General features: G+C 63.6%; 18 protein-coding genes. 17 read left to right on the top strand and 1 reads right to left on the bottom strand.

Annotated features, from left to right (window positions below; genetic code table 11):
* The 4 genes from GPICK_RS02155 (at window position 1) to GPICK_RS17480 (ending at window position 3,413) form a co-directional block, all read left to right on the top strand.
* The gene (locus GPICK_RS02155; protein ID WP_039740123.1) at window positions 1–2,283 is read left to right on the top strand and encodes a DNA translocase FtsK; all 2,283 of its coding nucleotides are present in this window, start codon (window positions 1–3) and stop codon (window positions 2,281–2,283) included.
* A gap of 92 nt (window positions 2,284–2,375) precedes the next feature.
* A complete protein-coding gene (locus GPICK_RS02160; RefSeq protein WP_039740125.1) occupies window positions 2,376–2,663 on the top strand; it encodes a hypothetical protein in 288 nt (95 codons plus the stop codon).
* The gene (locus GPICK_RS02165) at window positions 2,611–2,994 is read left to right on the top strand and encodes a hypothetical protein (RefSeq protein WP_236685620.1); all 384 of its coding nucleotides are present in this window, start codon (window positions 2,611–2,613) and stop codon (window positions 2,992–2,994) included. Before GPICK_RS02160 ends, GPICK_RS02165 begins: the two co-directional genes overlap by 53 nt.
* Window positions 2,995–3,254: 260 nt before the next feature.
* Complete coding sequence (locus GPICK_RS17480; protein ID WP_158414153.1) at window positions 3,255–3,413, top strand: hypothetical protein; 159 nt, start codon at window positions 3,255–3,257, stop codon at window positions 3,411–3,413.
* Here the strand turns inward: GPICK_RS17480 and GPICK_RS02170 are convergent.
* Window positions 3,402–4,199 (bottom strand): IclR family transcriptional regulator, encoded by a 798-nt coding sequence (locus GPICK_RS02170; protein ID WP_039740127.1) that lies wholly within the window; start codon window positions 4,197–4,199, stop codon window positions 3,402–3,404. The two genes, GPICK_RS17480 and GPICK_RS02170, sit on opposite strands and share 12 nt — an antisense overlap.
* Before the next feature lie 531 nt (window positions 4,200–4,730).
* Between GPICK_RS02170 and rho the strand changes: the two genes are divergently transcribed.
* The 13 genes from rho (at window position 4,731) to hisA (ending at window position 16,342) form a co-directional block, all read left to right on the top strand.
* Window positions 4,731–5,978, top strand: coding sequence for a transcription termination factor Rho (gene rho / locus GPICK_RS02175; protein ID WP_039740129.1), 1,248 nt, complete (start codon window positions 4,731–4,733; stop codon window positions 5,976–5,978).
* 111 nt (window positions 5,979–6,089) lie between these two features.
* The gene (gene rpmE, locus GPICK_RS02180; RefSeq protein ID WP_039740131.1) at window positions 6,090–6,287 is read left to right on the top strand and encodes a 50S ribosomal protein L31; all 198 of its coding nucleotides are present in this window, start codon (window positions 6,090–6,092) and stop codon (window positions 6,285–6,287) included.
* 108 nt (window positions 6,288–6,395) lie between these two features.
* Window positions 6,396–7,091 carry an FAD-dependent thymidylate synthase gene (gene thyX, locus GPICK_RS02185; protein WP_039740133.1) on the top strand — a complete coding sequence of 232 codons (696 nt, stop codon included), beginning with the start codon at window positions 6,396–6,398 and terminating at the stop codon, window positions 7,089–7,091.
* Window positions 7,091–8,038, top strand: a complete 948-nt coding sequence (locus GPICK_RS02190; protein ID WP_179944512.1) for a DUF1385 domain-containing protein — start codon at window positions 7,091–7,093, stop codon at window positions 8,036–8,038. Before thyX ends, GPICK_RS02190 begins: the two co-directional genes overlap by 1 nt.
* An 85-nt stretch (window positions 8,039–8,123) precedes the next feature.
* Window positions 8,124–9,191 carry a peptide chain release factor 1 gene (prfA, locus tag GPICK_RS02195; protein ID WP_039740137.1) on the top strand — a complete coding sequence of 356 codons (1,068 nt, stop codon included), beginning with the start codon at window positions 8,124–8,126 and terminating at the stop codon, window positions 9,189–9,191.
* A complete protein-coding gene (gene prmC / locus GPICK_RS02200; RefSeq protein WP_039740140.1) occupies window positions 9,188–10,033 on the top strand; it encodes a peptide chain release factor N(5)-glutamine methyltransferase in 846 nt (281 codons plus the stop codon). The genes prfA and prmC overlap by 4 nt, the downstream gene beginning before the upstream one ends.
* 81 nt (window positions 10,034–10,114) lie before the next feature.
* Window positions 10,115–11,371, top strand: coding sequence for a UDP-N-acetylglucosamine 1-carboxyvinyltransferase (gene murA, locus GPICK_RS02205; protein ID WP_039740141.1), 1,257 nt, complete (start codon window positions 10,115–10,117; stop codon window positions 11,369–11,371).
* Window positions 11,368–12,006 (top strand): ATP phosphoribosyltransferase, encoded by a 639-nt coding sequence (gene hisG / locus GPICK_RS02210; RefSeq protein WP_039740143.1) that lies wholly within the window; start codon window positions 11,368–11,370, stop codon window positions 12,004–12,006. The genes murA and hisG overlap by 4 nt, the downstream gene beginning before the upstream one ends.
* Window positions 12,003–13,292, top strand: coding sequence for a histidinol dehydrogenase (gene hisD, locus GPICK_RS02215; protein WP_039740144.1), 1,290 nt, complete (start codon window positions 12,003–12,005; stop codon window positions 13,290–13,292). Before hisG ends, hisD begins: the two co-directional genes overlap by 4 nt.
* Before the next feature lie 22 nt (window positions 13,293–13,314).
* Complete coding sequence (gene hisC / locus GPICK_RS02220; RefSeq protein WP_039740146.1) at window positions 13,315–14,367, top strand: histidinol-phosphate transaminase; 1,053 nt, start codon at window positions 13,315–13,317, stop codon at window positions 14,365–14,367.
* Between the two features lie 25 nt (window positions 14,368–14,392).
* The gene (gene hisB / locus GPICK_RS02225; RefSeq protein WP_039740147.1) at window positions 14,393–14,980 is read left to right on the top strand and encodes an imidazoleglycerol-phosphate dehydratase HisB; all 588 of its coding nucleotides are present in this window, start codon (window positions 14,393–14,395) and stop codon (window positions 14,978–14,980) included.
* Between the two features lies 1 nt (window position 14,981).
* A complete protein-coding gene (gene hisH / locus GPICK_RS02230; RefSeq protein WP_039740149.1) occupies window positions 14,982–15,611 on the top strand; it encodes an imidazole glycerol phosphate synthase subunit HisH in 630 nt (209 codons plus the stop codon).
* Window positions 15,608–16,342, top strand: a complete 735-nt coding sequence (gene hisA / locus GPICK_RS02235; protein ID WP_039740151.1) for a 1-(5-phosphoribosyl)-5-[(5-phosphoribosylamino)methylideneamino]imidazole-4-carboxamide isomerase — start codon at window positions 15,608–15,610, stop codon at window positions 16,340–16,342. The genes hisH and hisA overlap by 4 nt, the downstream gene beginning before the upstream one ends.

Genomic DNA, 16,342 nt, shown 5'->3' on the forward strand with positions numbered 1-16,342 from the left:
ATGGACGACCAGGTCGAGAAAAAAGAAAAACTGAAGAAAGAAATCCAGGGGATGGCCCTCGGGGCGGTGGGGATTTTCATCCTCGTGGCACTGGTCTCGTTCAGCGCAGGGGACCAGTCGTTCAACACCTACTCCTCCGAAGGAAAACTCCACAATTTCGGCGGCCGCCTCGGCGCCGACCTGTCGGACTTGCTCCTACAGCTCTTCGGGCTCGCCTCCTACGCCATTCCCATCGGGCTTCTCTACCTCTCCTACAAGCTCCTCCGCTTCAAGGAACTCCGCTGGAAGCCGTACAAGGGGATCGCCTTCGCGACGCTCCTCGTCTCCCTCTCGGCCCTCTTCGCCTTCAACCTGGAGAAGACGGTCTTCCTCGGCCAGCCGGTCCTCACCGGCGGCGCCGTGGGGTTTAAGACGGCGTCGTTCCTCAAGACCTACTTCGGTATCACCGGAGCCATCCTTATCGTCCTCCCCCTCTTGGCCGCCTCGGCCATGGTGCTGTCGCGCTTCTCCTTCGTCCTCTTCGCCGACTGGTGGTTCGAGAACCTGAAGGAGCGCTGGGCGCGCCACCGCGAGCGGAAGGAGCTGAACCGCCAGCTTCTGGACGCGGGGGAGAAGCCCGAAAAGAAGAAGGCGCCGGAGATCAGGCCGGTCCACGTGGCGATCCCTCCCCCGCCGCCGGTCCAGAAGAAGGAGAAAAAGAAGGAGGAGGCCAAGACCGCCCCTCTCCAGGAGGCCTTCGACTTCATCAAGGCGGAAGGGGATCATCGCACCCCGCCGCTGTCGCTCCTCGACACCCCTCCCGTCACCGAGAAGCGCCTCGATCGGGACATCCTCACCATGAACGCCCGGCTCCTGGAGAAGAAGTTCAAGGATTTCGGCATCGACGGCGAGGTGGTGGAGATCTGTCCCGGCCCGGTCATCACCATGTATGAGTTCGCCCCCGGCCCCGGCATCAAGGTGAGCCGCATCGCCTCCCTCTCCGACGACCTCTCCATGGCGCTCCAGTCCATGTCTATCCGGATCGTGGCCCCCATCCCCGGCAAGGGGGTGGTGGGGATCGAGATCCCGAACCGTGAACGGGAGACGGTCTTTCTCAAGGAGATCTTCAACGGCGAGGAGTTCCACGGCAGCAAGATGAAGCTGCCGCTGGCCCTGGGGAAGGACATTGCCGGCGCACCGTCGGTGACCGACCTGGCCAAGATGCCCCACCTCCTAGTGGCCGGCGCCACCGGCTCGGGAAAGTCAGTCTCCATCAACACCATGATCCTGTCGCTCCTCTACACCGCCACCCCCAAGGACGTGCGGTTGATCATGGTGGACCCGAAGATGCTGGAGCTCTCCATCTACGAAGGGATCCCGCACCTTCTCCTCCCCGTGGTCACCAACCCCAAGAAGGCCTCCCTGGCGCTGAAATGGGCCGTGGAGGAGATGGGGCGCCGCTACCGCCTCATGGCCGACAAGGGGGTGCGGAACATCGGCTCCTACAACCAGTGTCTCGAAAAGGAGGAGAAGGAGGCCGAGGAGCTTAAGGCCCAGGGGACCGTGGTGCTGGACGAGGTGGCGGACGAGCCTGGTGACGACGAGGAGGCGATCCAGCAGTTTCTGGCCAAGCAGGAAGAGCTGGAGCACGGGCATCTGCCGTACATCGTCGTCATCGTGGACGAGTTGGCCGACCTCATGATGGTGGCCGGCCGGGAGATCGAGGAGTCCATCGCGCGCCTGGCCCAGATGGCCCGGGCCGCCGGGATCCATCTCATTCTTGCCACGCAGCGGCCGTCGGTGGACGTCATCACCGGCCTCATCAAGGCCAACTTCCCGGCCCGGATCTCCTTCCAGGTCTCCTCGAAGATCGACTCCCGGACCATCCTCGACACCAACGGCGCCGAGTCGCTCCTGGGGGCCGGCGACATGCTCTTCCTCCCGCCGGGGACCGCCAAGATGCAGCGGGTCCACGGCGCCTTCGTCTCCGACGCCGAGGTGCAGCGGGTGGTGGAGTTCCTCAAGAAGCAGGGGAAGCCGGTCTACGACAAGTCGATCCTGGAGATGAAGGAGGACGGTGGCTCCGGCGGCGGGGACGACGAGGACCTCATCGACGAGCGGTATGACGACGCGGTGGCTCTGGTGGCCGAGACGCGCCAGGCCTCCATTTCCATGGTCCAGCGGCGGCTGCGGATCGGTTACAACCGCGCCGCCCGCATCATCGAGCGGATGGAACAGGAGGGGATCGTGGGTCCCTCCGACGGGACCAGCAAGCCGCGAGAGGTCTTCATCAACAAGCTGTAGCCGCCGGGCGACTCTGGCCGGCGGACGTGATCCCGGCCCGTTTTGTGGTACCATGGAATCAGGCACGACCGCCCCGGCCCGTGAGGTGTTCCATGAAAGCCACGATACGTCTTCTCGTCGCCGCTCTCCTTGCCGTCACATCCCTTCCGGTCCTCGCCACGGACCACCAGCCCGCGTCGAAGGGGAAGGACCTCTGTCTGCTCTCTTACGAGAACTGTCCCGAGCGCAAGGACGACATCCTCGAGCTCATCGCCAAGCTCAAGCGTGAGATCGCCCGGGGTACCGATGTCTATACCCCGGCGGAACTGAGAATCCTCGAACAGAAGCTTGAGGAGTACCAATTCCTGCTCGACGTGCTGCTGCACCATAACTCAAGGTAGGGGGAGCCTTCCGCTTCCGTCCGCCCATGGGGAGTTCGGCCTGATTTTCCTCTTTCTCGCCAACCTTTTTCTCATCCTCGTCGATGCCTCCATCGGCTACCACGTGGCGCCGGCCCTCATGCGCCGTTTTGCCCCTGATCCCGACACCGTGGAGCTGTCGGTGCGGGGGATGCGGACGATGCTGGGGGCGGTGGTGGCGCTTTACATGTTCTTCAACTGCCTCGGTTATTTTCGTTACAGCATGCTTACCCTGGCGGTGGTGGGAGGCGTCGTGCTGATCGATATGGCCGCCCAGCTCGTCGTCCGCCACAGGCTCGGCGCCCCGAAATAGCCGTTTCCCTCCGGTTACCCTCCTTCGCACCAGCCGTTCCTTGGCTTTTGGCGCCGTACCGGTATACTTCTACAGCAAACGCGTTCCGCGCCCCCGGTGGCACGGCGGTGAGGTGTATGGGGGGTGTCCCGGAAATGACCGAACAGCGGCAGACCGACCAGCTTCGCGCGGCCGTGGAAACGAAGTTCTCGCAGGTGTTCAGGTCTTGCCGATGATACTCGGGATTTCGACGGCGGCGGAGGGGCGGTTCATCGAGGTCAATGGGGCGCAAACGGGCCTTCGGCTATGGGCGTGACGAGGTGCTGGGGCGAACCGCCCTCGAATTGAACATCTGGCAGAGCCCGCCGGAGCGGGAGTGGGTGATCCGGCTCATTCAGGGGGGGAAGACGGTGAGGGGTTCCCCTCGTCTATTCGGGTGAGGGTGCGGTGTAGCCGAGCTTCACTGATATTGCCTGGGCCGTCTTTTGGGCAAGGGGGGCGAGCTCGTTCCGGATCCGGTCGTCCGAGAAACGGATCGCCGGTCCCGAGATGATCACGGCGCCGACGACGGCGGTGCGATAGTCGAGAATGGGGGCAGCCACCCCCCGGACGCCGATCTCCAGTTCCTCGTTGTCGACGGCGAAGGAACGGTCTGCCACCTCCCGGAGGTGGGCACGGAGCTGCTCCTGGTCGGTGATGGTGTGGGGGGTGAAGCTGGCGAGTTCGGTGCGGGCCAGGTACCGCTCCAGCTCCTCCGGCGGGAGAAACGCGAGCTGGACCTTTCCTGCGGCGGTGCAGTAGGCGGGGAGCCGGGAGCCGAGGCGGGAGACGACCCGTACCGTGGCGTGGCTCTCGACGCCGTAGAGATAGGTGCTCAGGTTTTCCTTGAGGAGCGCCACGTAGGCGGTTTCGTCGCATTCGCGGACCAGTTCCTCCAGGGCGGCTTTGGAGTACGGCAGCAGCGCCATCTGCCGGATCATGGTCTGGCTGATTTCGAGGGTCTTGAGGCCGAGGCGGTAGTTGCCGGTCACGCGATTCTGCTCCACGTAGCCGCGGGCCTCCAGGGTGGCGAGCAGGCGAAACACGTTGTTCTTGTGAAGCTTGAGCCGCCGGGCCAGTTCGGTGACGCCGAGTTCGGATGCCTCTTCCCCGTGGAACTGCTCGAGGAGGTCGAGGGCGTGGGAAACGGCGAGAATCATGTAGTCGGATTTGTCTTTTTTCTGCACGGTGGCTGCCTCGGTCGGGCGTGATGTGCTGTCGGGCGGGGGCTCTTCGAGAAGGGTCGCCCCGAGGTGCGGAAAGTCTCCTCGACAGGCTTTGTTGTTTGTTGGATGGGACTATAGTGCCATGCGCCGCGGCGTGTCAACAGCTAAATCCGCCGGCGCCGCGGGTGAAATCCCCGGTCGTGATGGTCATGGCGGACGGCGGTGGGGGAGTAGCGGAAATTGCCGTCGGAGAACGTGTCACCGTGATCGGCAGGCGGGGGATAATTAGTGTTGACAAGCCGAGGAGATGGGGGTTATAAACGGAATATCCCCAATCACGACTCCAGTTTAACCTCCGGCGCTTCAGCCGAACTGCCAGTACACAAGAACCTCATCACCGCAGCAGTCATCTTGACAACAGCATAGAGTTCCAGGGTATTCATTCCCCTCACACAAACAAACTATCCGCAACAACATGTCCATACCCCGTGCGTTTGAAGAAGCCGCGGCTTCCTGCCGCCTTGTCTTCGAGCGCTCCGACCAGGAGAACCGATGAACCTTCAAGAACTGAAAGGGAAGAAAATCAACGAGCTTACGGCCATCGCCAAGGGGCTCAACATCGAGGGTGCATCGAGTCTGCGCAAGCAGGACATGATCTTTGCCATCCTCAACGCCCAGACCGAGAAGAACGGCATGATTTTCGGCGAGGGGGTTCTGGAGTGTCTCCCGGACGGCTTCGGCTTCCTCCGGGCCCCCGACTACAACTATCTGCCAGGGCCCGATGATATCTACGTCTCCCCCTCCCAGATCCGCCGTTTCAACCTCCACACCGGCGATACCGTTTCCGGCCAGATCCGCCCGCCGAAGGAGGGGGAGCGTTATTTTGCGCTGCTCAAGGTGGAAACGGTTAACTTTGAACCCCCTGAAGTGGCGCGGGACAAGATTCTCTTCGACAACCTGACCCCCCTCTATCCCGATGAGAAGATCAGGCTTGAGACCGCCCCCGACAACATGCCGATGCGGGTCATGGAGCTGGTTTCCCCCATCGGCAAGGGGCAGCGGGGACTCATCGTGGCGCCGCCGCGTACCGGCAAGACGATGCTGATCCAGAACATCGCCAACTCCATTGCCGAGAACCATCCCGAGGTCTACCTGATCGTGCTCCTCATCGATGAGCGGCCGGAAGAGGTGACCGACATGCAGCGGTCGGTCAGGGGAGAGGTGGTTTCCTCCACCTTTGACGAACCGGCCACCCGCCACGTCCAGGTGGCCGAGATGGTCATCGAAAAGGCGAAGCGTCTCGTGGAGCACAAGCGCGACGTCGTGATCCTCCTCGATTCCATCACCCGTCTCGCCCGGGCTTACAACACCGTCATCCCCCCCTCCGGCAAGATCCTCTCCGGCGGGGTCGACTCCAATGCCCTTCACAAGCCGAAGCGGTTTTTCGGTGCGGCCCGCAACATCGAGGAAGGGGGCTCCCTCACCATCATCGCCACCGCCCTGATCGATACCGGGAGCAAGATGGACGAGGTCATCTTCGAGGAGTTCAAGGGGACCGGCAACATGGAGGTCCATCTTGACCGGAAGCTCGTGGAGAAGCGGACCTTCCCGGCCATCGACATCAACAAGTCGGGGACCCGGAAAGAGGAGCTCCTCATAGAAAAGAGCTCCCTCAACCGGATCTGGATCCTCCGCAAGGTGCTTCACCCCATGAACGTGGTCGACAGCATGGAGTTCCTCCTGGACAAGCTCTCGGAGGCGAAATCGAACCAGGATTTCCTCGACTCCATGAGTAAGTGACGGATGGGGAGTGTCGGCAAAAAACTCTTGAAAAAATAAGCTGGTGGTGCTAACTATAAAACTTTCCAGCGACTGCATATTACCGCAGGGACCCCCTGCAAGGAGGAACATATGAAAGAGGGAATTCATCCCAAGTACACGGAAGTGACGATCAAGTGCGCCTGCGGCAACAGCTTCCAGAGCCGCTCCACCAGCGCCGAGATCAATACCGAAATCTGCTCCGCCTGCCATCCGTTCTTCACCGGCAAGCAGAAACTCATGGACACCGCCGGCCGCGTCGAGCGCTTCAAGAAGAGATACGGCCTGTAAGATCGGGCCCTCGGCCTTGCGGATTGAGTGGAGGGGGATTTTGTCCATGGCGAAATCCCCTTATCTGTTTCTGATGGCGTACCATCGGTCGCCTCACCAAGGGATTGCATGAAGGTTACGCTTCTCCAGCACACCCCCGACCCCGAAACCGCCGTTGCCCTCGCTGCCCGGCTCTGCTACTCGCCCGTCGGCATCGACGAGCTGCGCGAAAAACTCTCGAAATCGGACATCGCCGCCTTTCTCGACAAGATCATGTCGCTGGGGCACCAGTCGGTGCTGGAGCACGCCTCCTTCACCTTCGGCATCGAGGGGATTTCGCGGGCCACGAGTCATCAGCTTGTCCGGCATCGGGTCGCCTCCTACTCTCAGCAGTCCCAGCGTTACGTCACCCACGTCGAGCGGTTTTCCGCCGTGGTGCCGCCGACCATCGCAGCGCAGCCGGACCTTGCGGCGCGCTTCGAGGATCAGCTCAAGGCGATTCACGAAACCTACGCGGCGCTGGTGGCGGCAGGGATACCGGCGGAAGACGCCCGTTATATTCTCCCCAACGCCGCCGAAACCAAGATCATCGTTACCATGAACGGCCGCGAACTGCTCCACTTCTTCGAACTCCGCTGCTGCGAGCGGGCCCAATGGGAGATCCGCGCCATGGCGGTGGAAATGCTGCGGCTCGTGAAGGCGGTCGCCCCTACCATCTTCCGTGACGCCGGTCCGGGTTGTCTGGCCGGTCCCTGTCCGGAAGGCACCATGACCTGCGGCCGGATCGTCGCGGTCAGGGAGAGATTCAAGGAGATGTCAGCGTGATGAAGCGGTTCAGGTCGGTACTGGTACAGCTGTTCTTTCTGGCGGAACGGATCAACGTGGGCGGGCAGGCGGTCCTCGAAGGGGTGATGATGCGGGCTCCCCGCTCCATGGCGATCGCGGTCCGCCGCCCAACCGGCGATATCTCGGTAAAACGGGAGGAGGTCCCCCCCCTCTCCGAGCGCTTCCCCGTGGTCAAGCTCCCCATCGTCCGCGGGGCGGTGGCGCTCTTCTCCTCCCTCATCATGGGACTCAAGGCGCTCAACTTCTCCGCCAACGAGGCGATGGCCGAAGAGGAGGAGAAGGAGGAGCTCTCGTCCTGGGCTCTCGGGGGGACCATGGCGGTGGCGCTCGGCTTCGGCGTCCTCCTCTTCTTCGTCTTCCCCCTCTATCTGACCAAGCTCCTCATCCCGCTCATCGGTACCTCCAACATCATCTTCAACCTGGTGGACGGTATCATCCGGGTGGCGGTCTTTCTCCTCTACATCGTCTCCATCTCCCGGATGAAGGATATCCAGCGGGTATTCCAGTACCACGGCGCCGAGCACAAGACCATCTTCGCCTTCGAGGCGGGCGAGGAGCTGACGGTGGCCAATGTGGCCCGGCACAGCCGGCTCCACCCCCGGTGCGGCACGAGTTTTCTCCTTATCGTCATGCTGGTGAGCATCCTGGTCTTCTCGCTCATCCCGAAGCTGTGGCCCTTCTATCTGAAAGCCGGCTCCCGGGTGGTGCTCCTGCCGGTCATCGCCGGGGTCTCCTACGAGCTTCTCAAATGGAGCGCGAAACACGATACGTCCTCCTTCGTGAGGATGATCATCAAGCCGGGGCTGGCCCTCCAGCGGCTTACCACCCGGGAGCCGGACGAGAGCCAGATCGAGGTGGCGATCCGGTCGATGGAAGAGGCCCTGGATGTCAATGGCGGCTACCGCGACGACCGGCTGGTCGTATAACAGATAAAAGTGCGCCGGGGTGGGGAGCGGCGGGTTCTTCCCGTGTCTCCTGTGCCGGCGTGCCGATACGCAAGGGATTTACCGAATGTTTGACAAGATAGCTGAACTGGAAGTACGCCACCAGGAGCTGGAAGCGCTCCTGGCGGACCCCGCGGTGATCGGGAACCAGCCGGAGTTCCGCCGGTTCTCCCGCGAGCATAACGACCTCACCCCCCTGGTGGAGGCGTATCGCATCTACCGGAAGGTTCTCGACGAGATCGAGGGGAACCGGGAGCTCCTGGCCGACCCCGAGATGAAGGAGATGGCCGAGGCTGAACTGCCGGAGCTGGAGCGGCAAAAGGAGGACCTGGAGGGTGAGATCAAGCTCCTCCTCCTCCCCAAGGATCCCAATGATGACCGGAACGTCATCCTGGAGATCCGCGCCGGGACCGGCGGCGACGAGTCGGCCCTCTTTGCCGGCGACCTCTTTCGGATGTACTCTCGCTTTGCCGAGCGCAACCGCTGGAAGGTGGAGGTCATGTCCGCCTCCGAGTCGGAGCGCGGCGGTTTCAAGGAGGTTGTGGCCCTCATCGAGGGGCAGGGGGTCTTCGCCAAGCTCAAGTATGAATCGGGGACCCACCGGGTGCAGCGGGTGCCGGAGACCGAGGCCCAGGGGCGGATCCACACCAGCGCCTGCACCGTGGCGGTCCTCCCCGAGGCCGAGGACATCGAGGTGGACATCAACCCTGTGGAGCTCAAGATCGACGTCTACCGGGCCTCGGGCGCCGGCGGCCAGCACGTCAACAAGACCGAGTCGGCGGTCCGGATCACCCACCTTCCCACCGGCATCGTGGTGGAGTGCCAGGACGAGCGGAGTCAGATCAAGAACCGGGCGAAAGCCATGAAGGTCCTCAAATCCAGGATTCTGGACGGTCTCCAGCAGGAGCAGAACGCGCGGATCGCCGCCGACCGGAAGCAGCAGGTGGGGAGCGGCGATCGGAGTGAGCGGATCCGCACCTACAACTTCCCCCAGGGGAGGATGACCGACCATCGGATCGGACTCACCCTCTACCGGCTCGAAGCGATCATGATGGGAGACGTTGCCGAGATCGTGGATGCCCTGCGCGCCCACTACCAGATGGAGGCGTTGAAGGCGCAGAGCGAGGCGGCGTGAGCGAGGTCTGGACCATCCGCAGGGTCCTGGAGTGGACCAGGGAGTACCTGGCGGAGAAGGGGATCGAAAATGCGCGGCTGGAGACCGAGTGGCTCCTCGGGACGGCCCTGGGGCTTGATCGGGTGGGACTCTACGTCAACTTTGACAAGCCCCTCAACCAGAACGAGCTCGGGACAATCCGGGGGCTGGTTGCGCGACGGGCCAAGCGTGAGCCGCTCCAGTACATCCTCGGAAGCCAGGAGTTCTTCGGGCTCGATTTCGAGGTGACCCCGGCGGTGCTGATTCCCCGCCACGATACCGAGGTCCTGGTGGAGGAGGCGCTGAAGCGGGCACCGGCTGCCGGAAGCATCCTCGATATCGGGGTGGGGAGCGGCTGCATTGCCGTCTCCCTTGCCAAGAGCCTGCCGGAGACAGCCGTGTGGGGGGTGGACCGCTCCGCCGCGGCCCTGGCCCTTGCCCGGCGAAACGTCGAGCGGCACGGTGTGCGCGTTACCCTTGTGGAGGGTTCGCTCTTCGAGCCGCTGACGGGAGAGCGGTTCGACATGATTGTCTCGAATCCGCCCTACATTCCGACCGCCGACATCGGGACGCTCCAGGCAGAGGTCCGTGATGCGGAGCCGCTGATGGCACTGGACGGCGGTGTCGACGGGCTCGACTTCTACCGTCTCATCGTCTCCGGGGCCTCCGGACACCTCGCTCCCCGTGGCTGGCTTATGGTTGAAGTGGGGATCGGCCAGGCGGAGGCGGTGCTCGGGATGTTCACCCGGGCCGGCTTCGGCGACTGCTTTACGGCCAAGGATCCCAACGGCATAGACCGGGTGGTGGGCGGACGGATTCCGTAGGGGCGTGATTCATCACGCCTTGATTCATCACACCCAGGGCGCAATGAATTGCGCCCCTACAAAATTGACAGAGGCACTGCATTGGACAAGCTGATCATCAAGGGGGGGAAAAAGCTGTCGGGTGACGTGTCCGTCAGTGGCTCCAAGAACGCGGCCCTCCCCATCTTCATCTCCACTATCCTTGCCCCCGGGCTCAACGAAATCCGCAACGTTCCCTTCCTGCGCGACATCAACACCACCATAAAGGTCCTCGAATCCCTCGGCGCCGTGGTGGAGGGGAACGGCAATATCGTCAAGATTGACACGACCCACGTGAACAATGTGGAGGCGACCTACGACCTCGTGAAGACCATGCGGGCGTCGGTCCTGGTTCTGGGGCCCCTTCTGGCGCGCCACGGCCGGGCGCGGGTCTCGCTCCCCGGCGGCTGTGCCATCGGCGCCCGACCCATCAATCTCCATCTCAAGGGGCTCGCGGCCCTGGGGGCAGACATCAAGCTTGAGCACGGCTACGTGGAGGCCAAGGCGAAAAAGCTGAAAGGGGCGCGGATCAATTTCGACATCGCCACCGTGGGGGGGACCGAGCAACTCATGATGGCGGCGGCCCTGGCCAAGGGGGAGACGGTCCTGGAGAACGCCGCCCGGGAACCGGAGATCATCGACCTGGCCGACATCCTGAACAGGATGGGGGCAAAGATCGACGGGGCCGGTACCGACACCATCCGGATCACCGGCGTGAATGAGCTGGCGCCGGTCACCCATGACGTCATGCCCGACCGGATCGAGGCGGGGACCTTCATGGTGGCGGCGGCCATCACCGGCGGCGACGTGAAGATCCACAATATGAAGCTGGAGCACCTGGATGCCCTCGTCTTCAAGCTCCAGGACGCCGGGGTGGAGATCACGAACCGCGACAACATCGTGCGGGTAAAGGGGCCTCGACGCCCCCGGGCGATCAACATCAAGACCCGCCCCTATCCCGGCTTTCCCACCGACATGCAGGCCCAGTTCATGGCCCTCATGTGCGTGGCCGACGGGGCGAGCGTCATCAGCGAGAACATCTTCGAGAACCGCTTCATGCACGTCTCGGAACTGCTGCGCTTCGGCGCCGACATCACCGTGGAGGGTAACACCGCCACGGTGAAGGGGGTGAAGAAGCTCTCCGGCGCGCCGGTCATGGCCACGGACCTCCGGGCCTCGGCGTCGCTGATCCTGGCGGCGCTCGCCGCGGACAACACCACCGAGATCTCCCGCATCTACCACCTGGACCGGGGATACGACTCCATCGAGAAGAAGCTGGCCGCCCTCGGCGCCGACATCCAGAGAGTAAAAGAGTCATGACCGACTACATCACCATCGCCATTCCCAAGGGACGCATCCTGGAGGAGTCCGTCGCCCTCTTCGGCAAGATCGGGATCAACTGCGACGAGCTCCTCTCCAACACCCGGAAGCTCATCTTCGAGAACCGCGAGCAGCGGATGAGGTACATGATCGTCCGGGCCACCGACGTCCCCACCTACGTGGAGTACGGCTGCGCCGATCTCGGCATCGTCGGCAAGGACACCCTGATGGAGCAGGAGAAGGACCTCTACGAGCCGCTGGACCTGAAGTTCGGCTACTGCCGGATGATGGTGGCGGAGCCGGCCGGCCTTGCCCGGGACGACGATCCCTCCAGCTGGAGCAATATCCGGATCGCCACCAAGTACCCCAACGTGACCGAGAAGTACTTCGCCAGGAAGGGGGTGCAGGTGGAGATCATCAAACTCTACGGCTCCATCGAGTTGGCGCCGCTGGTGGGGCTCTCCGAGCGGATCGTGGACCTGGTTTCCACCGGCGAGACCCTGCGGCAGAACGGTCTCGTTGAGGTGGAGACCATCGCCGAGATCACCACCCGCCTCATCGTCAACCGGGCGAGCCTGAAGACCAAACACCCCCGGATCACCGAGATCATCGAAGGGCTGGAGAAGCACGTATGAAATTCCTCGATATCAGGGATGCGAACTTCGACGCGGAATTCGCCGCCATTCTCGCCCGGGGTGAAGAGACCGGCCGCGAGGTGGAGCAGGTGGTCCTCGACATCATCGCCGCTGTGCGGGTGCGGGGGGACGAGGCGCTCCTGGAGTACACCCGGCGCTTCGACCGGTTGGAGGCCGATTCCGTCACCGCCCTCCAGGTGACCGAGGATGAGATCGAGTACGCCTTTGCCCGCGTCAAGGATGAGGAGGTCGCGGCCCTCAAGCTGGCGGTGGAGCGGGTGGCCCGCTTCCACGAGAAGCAGAAGCAGGAGACCTGGCTCTCCACCACGGAGCCGGACATCCTCCTGGGGCAGATGGTGACGCCGCTGGAGCGGGTGGGGATCTACGTCCCCGGCGGCAAGGCGAGCTACCCCTCCAGCGTCATCATGAACGCGGTCCCGGCCCGGGTGGCCGGGGTCGGCGAGATTATTATGGTGGCGCCGACCCCTGGCGGCGAGACCAATCCCCATGTCCTGGTGGCGGCACGGCTCTCCGGCGTGGACCGGATTTTCCGGCTCGGCGGCGCCCAGGCGGTGGCGGCCCTGGCCTACGGGACCAAAACCGTCCCCAAGGTCGACAAGATCACCGGGCCGGGGAACATCTACGTGGCCACGGCCAAGAAGCTGGTCTTCGGCCAGGTGGGGATCGATATGATCGCCGGGCCGTCGGAGATTCTCGTCATCAACGACGGGAGCGGCACTCCGGCCCACATCGCCGCCGACCTCCTCTCCCAGGCGGAGCACGACGAGCTCGCCTCCTCCATCCTCATCACCACCGACCGCGGCTTCGGCGAGCGGGTGGCGGCGGAGGTGGAGCGGCAACTGGCGGAGCTCTCCCGGGAGACCATTGCCCGTAAGTCGTGGGAAACCTACGGCGCCGTCATCGTGGCCGGAAGCCTCGATGAGGCCATCGCCTTTTCGAACCGGATCGCGCCGGAGCACCTGGAACTGGCCGTGGAGAACCCCTTCGACATCCTGCCGCGGATCAAAAACGCCGGTGCCATCTTCCTCGGCCACTTCACCCCCGAGGCGGCGGGCGATTACCTGGCCGGCCCGAACCATACCCTCCCCACCGGCGGCACGGCCCGGTTTTTCTCCCCCCTGTCGGTGGACGACTTCGTGAAGAAATCCTCCATCGTCTACTTCAGTGAGGGGGGCTTGAACCGCCTCGGCAACGACATCGTCCGGATCGCCGAACTGGAAGGGCTGGAGGCCCACGGCAGGTCGGTGAGCATCCGTCTGAAATAACGAGAAACGACAGGAATACGCCATGCTTCCCCTTCGCCCGAACATCGCCGCCATGGCAGGCTACGTCCCCGGCTACCAGCCCCCCGACGTGGCGTCGTGGATCAAGCTGAACACCAACGAGAATCCCTATCCGCCGTCGCCCGAGGTGCTGAAGGCGATCTTGGCCGAGCTGGGTGGCGACGGCGCGCTCCTGCGCACCTATCCGAGCGCGTCGAGCCAAGCACTCCGCGAGACCGTGGGGAAGCTCTACGGCTTCGATCCCGCGTGGATCATCATGGCCAACGGTTCCGACGAGGTCCTCAATAACCTGATCCGGGCCTTTGCCGGCGAAGGAGAGGAGATCGGCTACATCCACCCCTCCTACTCCTACTACGCTACCCTGGCCGAGATCCAGGGGGCGCGGGTGCGGACCTTCGGCCTCACGGACGACTTCCGGGTCGCTGGCTTTCCCGACCGCTACGAGGGAAAGCTCTTCTTCCTCACCACCCCCAACTCGCCGCTGGGCTTCGCCTTCCCCCTCGCCTACATCGAGGAGCTGGCGACCCGCTGCGCCGGGGTGCTGGCGGTGGACGAGGCTTACGCCGACTTTGCCGACGGCAATGCCCTGGACCTGGTGCGCAAGTACGAGAACGTGGTGGTGACCCGGACGCTTTCCAAGAGCTATTCTCTGGCTGGGATGCGGCTCGGCTTTGCCGTAGCCCGCCCGGAGGTGATTGCGGCCCTGGACAAGATCCGCGACCACTACAACCTGGATCGCCTCGCCCAGGCGGCCTGCGTGGCCTCCCTGCGGGACCAGGCGTACTTCGGCGACTGCACCCGGAAAATCCGCGAGACCCGCGAGTGGTTTTCCGCCGAGATCCGGAAGCTCGGCTACGAGGTGATCCCCTCCCAGGGGAACTTCGTTTTTGCCGCTCCCCCCGACCGCAACGGCACGCGGGTCTACGACGGGCTCTATGCCCGCAAGATCCTGGTCCGTCACTTCTCCGATCCGCTCCTGGCCCATGGCATGAGGATATCCATCGGTACGCGGGAGGAGATGGAGGCGACCCTCGCCGCCCTGAAAGAGATTGGCTAACTTCCACCCCCACGAGGAGGGTTCCATGTCCCGGAAAGCCACCATCGAACGCGTCACCAAAGAAACCCAGATCAAGCTCTCCCTGGAGATCGACGGCACGGGAGAGTCGAAGATCTGCACGTCAGTGCCGTTTCTCGACCACATGCTCGACCTCTTTGCCCGCCACGGGCTCTTCAACCTCCAGGTGGACGCCAAGGGTGACGTCGACGTCGACTTCCACCATACGGTGGAGGATATCGGCATCGTCCTCGGACAGGCGTTCAAGGAGTCTCTCGGCGACAAGAAGGGAATCCGGCGCTATGGCCAGGCCAGCGTCCCCATGGATGAGACCCTTGCCAGCGTGGCGGTGGACATCTCGGGGCGCCCCTACCTCGTTTTCCACGTCTCCCTCCCCAAGGTGAAGATCGGCGAGTTCGACGTGGAACTGGTGCGGGAGTTCTTCCAGGCAGTGGTCAACAACCTGGGCGCCAACATCCACGTGAACGTCATGTACGGCGACAACGTCCACCACATCGTCGAGGCCTGCTTCAAGGCCTTCGCCCGGGCCATGGACCAGGCGACCCAGGTGGACCCCCGGATAGAAGGGGTCATGTCGACGAAGGGCAAGCTCTGATATGACAAAGATCGCAATCATCGACTACGGCATGGGGAACCTCCGCTCGGTCCAGAAGGGGTTTGAGAAGGTGGGCTTCGAGGCGGTGGTGACCGCCGACCCGAAGGTGGTCCTGGAAGCGGAGAAGGTTGTCCTCCCCGGCGTGGGGGCCTTCCGGGACTGCATGCGGAACCTGGAGCAGGGGGGGTTCGTGGAGCCGATCCTGAAAGTGATCCAGGATGGGCGACCGTTCCTCGGTATCTGCGTCGGGATGCAGCTCCTCTTCACCGACAGCGTGGAGTTCGGTCTCTACCAGGGGCTGAACGTCATCCCCGGCCATGTCCTCCGTTTCCCCGAAGGGATGCGCGAAGGGGGGGAAGAACTCAAGGTTCCCCACATGGGGTGGAACCAGCTTTCCCTCAAGCGCCGTCCACCGGCCTTCGCCGAGGTGGAGGACGGGGTCAACGTCTATTTCGTCCACTCGTACTATGAGATGCCCGATGACGCGGGGGTGATCGCCGCTACCTGCACCTACGGCGTTGAGTTCTGCGCCGCCGTCTGGAAGGACAACATCGTCGCCACCCAGTTCCACCCCGAGAAGTCCCAGACGGTGGGTCTGTCCATACTCAAGAACTTCGGAGAGATGAAGTGATCGTCATACCTGCCATCGACCTCAAGGAAGGAAAGTGCGTCCGTCTCGAACAGGGGCTCATGGAGAAGGATACCGTCTTCTGCGACAGCCCGGCCGATCAGGCCCGGGAGTGGGAGCGCCAGGGGGCCGAGCTCCTCCACATCGTCGACCTGGACGGCGCCTTTGCCGGCGAACCCAAGAACCGCGCCTCCATAGAGGCAATCGTCAAAGCCATCGTCATCCCGACCCAGCTCGGCGGCGGTATCCGGGACATCGCTACCATCGAGACGTACCTCTCCCTTGGCATCGGCCGGGTGATCCTCGGCACCGCGGCCCAGCGCAACCCTGAACTGGTGGAGGAGGCGTGCCGCCTCTTCCCGGGACGGATCGTGGTCGGCATCGACGCCAAGAACGGCATGGTGGCGGTCCAGGGGTGGGCCGAGGTCACCGGCGTCACGGCGGCGGACCTGGCAAAGCGGTTCGAGGGGTACGGCGTGGCCGCCATCATCTACACCGACATCGCCCGGGACGGGATGATGCAGGGGCCCAACATCGAGGCGACCAGGACCCTGGCCGAGGCGATCTCGATCCCGGTCATCGCCTCGGGCGGGGTGTCGTCCCTGAAAGACATCGAGAACCTCATGGCCATCGAGGCGAGCGGCATCGCCGGCGCCATCACCGGCAAGGCGGTCTACACCGGGGCCATCAACCTGGCCGAGGCGGTGGCGCTCACGAAGCGGGGAGGGGTGTAA

This window comes from Geobacter pickeringii (assembly GCF_000817955.1).
Classification (GTDB): Bacteria; Desulfobacterota; Desulfuromonadia; order Geobacterales; family Geobacteraceae; genus Geobacter; species Geobacter pickeringii.

Bases quoted from the DNA above. Each gene is read 5' to 3' on its own strand.
- hisG (WP_039740143.1), top strand. From the start codon at position 11,368: ATGACCGACTACATCACCATCGCCATTCCCAAGGGACGCATCCTGGAG.
- hisB (WP_039740147.1), top strand. From the start codon at position 14,393: ATGTCCCGGAAAGCCACCATCGAACGCGTCACCAAAGAAACCCAGATC.
- GPICK_RS02160 (WP_039740125.1), top strand. From the start codon at position 2,376: ATGAAAGCCACGATACGTCTTCTCGTCGCCGCTCTCCTTGCCGTCACA.
- hisD (WP_039740144.1), top strand. From the start codon at position 12,003: ATGAAATTCCTCGATATCAGGGATGCGAACTTCGACGCGGAATTCGCC.
- thyX (WP_039740133.1), top strand. From the start codon at position 6,396: ATGAAGGTTACGCTTCTCCAGCACACCCCCGACCCCGAAACCGCCGTT.
- prfA (WP_039740137.1), top strand. From the start codon at position 8,124: ATGTTTGACAAGATAGCTGAACTGGAAGTACGCCACCAGGAGCTGGAA.
- rho (WP_039740129.1), top strand. From the start codon at position 4,731: ATGAACCTTCAAGAACTGAAAGGGAAGAAAATCAACGAGCTTACGGCC.
- hisC (WP_039740146.1), top strand. From the start codon at position 13,315: ATGCTTCCCCTTCGCCCGAACATCGCCGCCATGGCAGGCTACGTCCCC.
- GPICK_RS02155 (WP_039740123.1), top strand. From the start codon at position 1: ATGGACGACCAGGTCGAGAAAAAAGAAAAACTGAAGAAAGAAATCCAG.
- GPICK_RS02190 (WP_179944512.1), top strand. From the start codon at position 7,091: ATGAAGCGGTTCAGGTCGGTACTGGTACAGCTGTTCTTTCTGGCGGAA.
- rpmE (WP_039740131.1), top strand. From the start codon at position 6,090: ATGAAAGAGGGAATTCATCCCAAGTACACGGAAGTGACGATCAAGTGC.
- GPICK_RS17480 (WP_158414153.1), top strand. From the start codon at position 3,255: ATGGGGCGCAAACGGGCCTTCGGCTATGGGCGTGACGAGGTGCTGGGG.
- hisH (WP_039740149.1), top strand. From the start codon at position 14,982: ATGACAAAGATCGCAATCATCGACTACGGCATGGGGAACCTCCGCTCG.